Source organism: Bradyrhizobium sp. P5_C11_2 (assembly GCF_054049755.1).
In genome coordinates this window covers 1-4600 of sequence record NZ_JBFULT010000586.1, presented here as the reverse complement: position 1 = coordinate 4600, position 4600 = coordinate 1, and the positions used below count along the sequence as shown (strand labels likewise).

General features: G+C 63.4%; 4 protein-coding genes. 1 reads left to right on the top strand and 3 read right to left on the bottom strand.

Features of this window, described 5'->3' with window-relative positions:
• From ACXJL8_RS34645 to ACXJL8_RS34635, 3 genes are all read right to left on the bottom strand, one after another.
• A partial coding sequence (locus tag ACXJL8_RS34645) for an efflux RND transporter permease subunit (RefSeq protein WP_456686410.1) occupies positions 1-1029 on the bottom strand: 1029 nt, incomplete at its 3' end.
• An 11-nt stretch (positions 1030-1040) separates the two neighbouring features.
• On the bottom strand, positions 1041-2165 hold the full coding sequence (locus tag ACXJL8_RS34640) for an efflux RND transporter periplasmic adaptor subunit (protein WP_456621173.1): 1125 nt from the start codon (positions 2163-2165) through the stop codon (positions 1041-1043).
• A 17-nt stretch (positions 2166-2182) separates the two neighbouring features.
• Positions 2183-3745 carry an efflux transporter outer membrane subunit gene (locus ACXJL8_RS34635; protein WP_456621172.1) on the bottom strand — a complete coding sequence of 521 codons (1563 nt, stop codon included), beginning with the start codon at positions 3743-3745 and terminating at the stop codon, positions 2183-2185.
• A 274-nt stretch (positions 3746-4019) separates the two neighbouring features.
• Here ACXJL8_RS34635 and ACXJL8_RS34630 point away from each other — a divergent pair, with 274 nt between their 5' ends.
• Positions 4020-4598, top strand: coding sequence for a TetR/AcrR family transcriptional regulator (locus tag ACXJL8_RS34630; RefSeq protein ID WP_456621171.1), 579 nt, complete (start codon positions 4020-4022; stop codon positions 4596-4598).
• The last annotated feature ends 2 nt before the right edge of the window (positions 4599-4600 follow it).

Below are 4600 nucleotides of genomic sequence, written 5' to 3'. Positions count from 1 at the left end.
GATCAGAAGTGCTTCGAGCAGGGTATGGATCACCTCGTCGATCGAACTGTTCACGAAGTCGGTGGAATCGTAGATGATCTCGGAGTTCAGCCCCTCAGGCTGCTGCGCCTTGATGTCGGGATAGACGGCGCGGACCCCTTTGATGACGTCGAGAAGGTTGGCGTTTGGCGCCACCTGGATGCCGATATAGACCGCGCGCTTCCCGTTGAAGCCGACCGACGAATCGTAATCCTCGGAGCCGAGCGTGACGTTCGCGACGTCGGACAGCTTGACGTTGGACGCGCCCGCCTGTTTGACGACCAGGTCGCGAAACTCCTGCAACGACTTCAGGTTGGTCGCGGCCGTCAGATTGACCTGCACCATCTGGCCCTTGGTGGTGCCGAGCCCGGCGATGTAGTCGTTGCTGGACAGCGCGGTCGATATATCGGACGCGGTCAGCCCGTACGCCGCAAGCTTGATCGGATCGAGCCAGGCGCGCAGCGCGAAGGTCTTGTTGCCGAGCAGTTCCGCGGTCTGCACCCCGGACACGGCCTGGAGTTTCGGCTGCACCACGCGGATCAGGTAGTCGGTGATCTGGTTCGGCGCCAGCACGTCGCTGCTGAAGCCGAGATACATGGCGTCGATGGTCTGACCGACCTTGACCGTCAGCACCGGCTGCTGGACGCCGCTCGGAAGCTGATTGAGCACCGAGTTCACCTTGGTGTTGATCTCGGTCAGCGCCTTGCCGGAGTCGAAGTTCAGCCGCAGGTTGACGGTGATGGTCGAGGTGCTGGGCTGGCTGGTCGACGTCATGTAGTCGATGCCATTGGCCTGGGCGATGGCGTTTTCCAGCGGCGTGGTGATGAATCCGGCGACGATCGCCGGATCCGCACCGTAGTACGTCGTCGTCACGGTGACGATCGCGTTCTGCGTGCGCGGATATTGCAGGATCGGCAGCGAAGTCATCGACTTCAGACCCAGCACCAGGATCATCAGGCTGACGACGATCGCAAGCACCGGCCGACGAATGAAGATGTCGGTAAAGGACACGTTCTGCCTCCTCACTGATCGGCAGGTGCCGGATTGGGATCGTTCGCCAGCGGAATGGAGTTGTCGACCTTCAGCAGGGTGCCGTTGCGCAGCTTGATCTGGCCCGCGGTGACGACGGTTGCGTCCCGATCAAGGCCCGAGATCACGGCCACCTGATCGCCACGGGTGGCGCCGGTCTTGATGAAGGTCTGACGGGCTACCAAACCCTGCTTGTCCGGTGCGTCGCTCTTGACTGCGAGGAACACCGACTCTCCATAGGTGTTGTAGACGATGGCGGTCTGCGGCAGCGTGAGGTAGCTCGTGGGATGTCCTACTCGGACATCGATCCGTGCGAACATGCCGGGCAGGAGCTTGCGATCCGCATTGTCGAAAATCGCGCGGACCTGAACGTTGCGGCTGGTCTGATCGACCTTGGAATTGAACGCCTGCACGACTCCCTTGAAACTGCTCTCCGGAAAGGCGTCGATACGAGCGGTGACGTCCTGTCCGACCTTGACCTGGTCGACGGCCTGCTGCGGCAGCGTGAAGTCGACAAAGAGACGGTCGAGCGCCTGCAGCGTGACGATGGTGGTGCCCGCGGTCAGATATTGGCCGACATCGACCTGACGCACGCCGAGACGGCCGGCAAAAGGTGCCTTCAGCGTCTTCTGGTCCATGAGCGCCTGCTGCTGGGCGACCAGCGCCAGCGCGTTGCGCTCGTTCACGACATCGCTGTCGACTGTCGCCTGGCTGACCGCATTGATCCTCAACTGGCCCTGATCGCGCCGCAACGTGATGGCGTAGCCGTCGGCGGTGGCCTGCAACGACTGCAGCTTGGCGACGTCATCCTGCTTGCGCAGGTCGAGCAACACGTCACCGGCGGCGACGTCCTTGCCGGATTCGAAATGAAGGCTGTCCACGATGCCGGACTGTTGCAGCGAAAGATCGGCGCCGTTCACCGCGCGAAACGTACCGATGGCGGTTAATGTCGACTGCCAGTCGCTGACCTGCGCGGCGGTCGTCGACACCGTCTGCGGGGGATCGGCGAGCGCGGCCATGGCCTGCTTGATCATGCCGGCGCGGAAACTGACGAACCAGGCAAGCGCGGCGAACACCGCACCGACGACACACAGCATGATGATCATGCGCTTCAACATGGCTTCGGACTCTCGGATCAGTTGGCTGGCTGGGGCGGCTGTGCCGGCAGGGCCCCCGCGGGAACGAATATCGCGGCAACGCCGGCGGGCTTGACCTCGGCGGCGGGGGATTCATCGACGCGATTCCACCAGCCGCCGCCGAGCGCCTGGTACAGCGATACGGTGTCGGCATAGCGCGAGGCCTGCGCCTTCACGCGGTTGATGCGCGCGGTGAGCAGTGTCTGTTCGGCGTTGATGACGGAGATGAAGGTGGTGGAGCCGGCCTTGAACTGGGCCTGGGACATCTTCAGGCTTTCAGCCGCGGTCTTTTCCGCCTCAATCTGGGCCTTCAGCAGATCGGCATCGGATTGGATCGCGCGGAGCGCGTCGGCGACATTCTGGAAGGCGGTGATCACGGTCGAGCGATATTGCGCGCTGCTTTGCTCCAGCGCCGCGACCTTGGACTCCTTGGTATGAAACAGCGAACCGGCGTCGAAGATCGGGCCGGTGACACTCGCCGCCACGCTCCAGGCTGCCGATTGCGGGCCGTAGAGGCCCGCCAGCGCCAGCGCGGAGCTGCCGCCCGAGGCCGACAGCGTCACGTTCGGCAGCATGTTGGCCGTGGCAACACCGACATTCGCGCTGGCCTGATGCACCTGACTTTCAGCGGCACGGATGTCCGGGCGTTGCTGCACCAACAGCGACGGCACGCTGACCGGCAGATCGCGCGGCAGGCGCAGGTTTGCCAGCGGCACGGCCTCGCCCTTGTCCTGGCTCGGCAACCGGCCGAGATAAGCCATCAGCTGGTTGCGATTCTGCGCGCGCGACTTTTGCAGCGGCGGCAGCGTCGCGAGCGTCTGCGCCAGCTGGGCCTTCTGAGTCAGGACATCGCTGTTGGCGACGGCGCCGAGGGCAAACTGCTGTTCGAGCAGCGCCACCAGCTGGCGCTGACCGTCGATCTGTTCCTGGGTCACGCGAATCTGCGCCGCGTAGGACGCATCGCTGATTGCGGTCGTCACGACGTTGGCCGTCAATGAGAGATAGGTCGCCTCGAGCTGGAAGCGCTGATAGTCCGCATTGGCGAGATCCGCCTCGATCCCGCGCGCCTTGCCACCGAAGATGTCCGGCGTGAATGAAACCGGGACCGAGGTCTTGTAGAGGGTGTACAGGGATGACGATCCGGTTTGTCCGGACTGTGCCAGCGGCACTTGGCTGCGTGTCGCGCTGCCTTCCCCGGTGATCGACGGCAGCAGGGCGCTGGTGTCTGCCGCCGCGACTTCGCGAGCCTGGCGCAGCGCCGCTTGCGCCGCGGCGAGGTCCGGATGGTTGTCGATCGCTTCGCGGACGAAAGCTTCGATCTGCCGCGAGCGGAACACCTGCCACCAGACCGCCGGCACGTCGGCGCCATGCGCGAACCGTTGCGCCAGGCCACCGGGCCCGTCCGCACCTTGCGTCGCGGGCAGCCCGCCCGCCGTGTAACCGCGCACTGCCGGCGCGGCCGGCGACTCGAAATCAGGGCCGACGGCGCAGCCACCCAGGGAGAGGGCAGCCTGAATGATAGGTACCAAAGCACCTCTTAGGAGAAATGTTCTGACCGACATCCGCCGCCCGCATTAAACTGAACCGTTCAGTACTTGACTTGGCAGGCGGGGATTGTCAACAGTACTGTACTGTTTAGTTTTGTTGCGGGTGTAACGACCTCAGTGCCGCGCCAGCACCGGATCCCGGCTCATTGTTCTTTCAAGTTGTTGATGCGGCGTCATTGTGCGCGCTGACACCAACGACATCGATTCGCGACCCGACGGAGTGCCATCATTGATCGAAACGATCGCCCATCCTGTTCAAGAGCAGCCGAGTGCACCAGCGGGCCGTAAGATGGACATCGTCATCCGCGCGGCGTGGCAGCTATTTCTCGACCAGGGCTTTTCCGCCACCAGCATGGACGCCGTCGCGAAAGCCGCCGGCGTCTCGAAGGCGACGCTCTACGCGTATTTCCCAAGCAAGGAAGCCTTGTTCGCCTCACTGATCGTGGCGGAGTGCGAGAGCCTGCAACGCGATTTGCCGCTGCCCAAACTGTCCGCGGGACTGTCCGAGGCGCTGCGGGATTTCGCCAGGCAATACCTCCACACCTTCATCCATCGCAAGGACGTCGCCTTCGTCCGCATCATCGCCAACGAGAGCGGCCGGTTTCCCGCGCTCGCCCGGCTCTTCTATGAAAGTGGTCCCGAGGCGACGATTCGACGGCTCTCTCAATTCCTCGAAGAGGCCAGGGCCGCGAAGCTCCTGGAGTTTGACGACTCGATGGAAGCCGCCAAGCAATTCCTGAGCCTGGTCCGCGGCGAACTACCGCTGCTGATCGTGCTGGGCCTCAGCGATTTCACGGAAGGGAAGATCGAACAGGAGATCGAGGCAGGGCTCAATTTCTTCCTGAAGGCGTGTCAGCCTCGTGCCTGAAG

Bases quoted from the DNA above. Each gene is read 5' to 3' on its own strand.
- ACXJL8_RS34640 (WP_456621173.1), bottom strand. From the start codon at position 2,165: ATGTTGAAGCGCATGATCATCATGCTGTGTGTCGTCGGTGCGGTGTTC.
- ACXJL8_RS34635 (WP_456621172.1), bottom strand. From the start codon at position 3,745: ATGTCGGTCAGAACATTTCTCCTAAGAGGTGCTTTGGTACCTATCATT.
- ACXJL8_RS34630 (WP_456621171.1), top strand. From the start codon at position 4,020: ATGGACATCGTCATCCGCGCGGCGTGGCAGCTATTTCTCGACCAGGGC.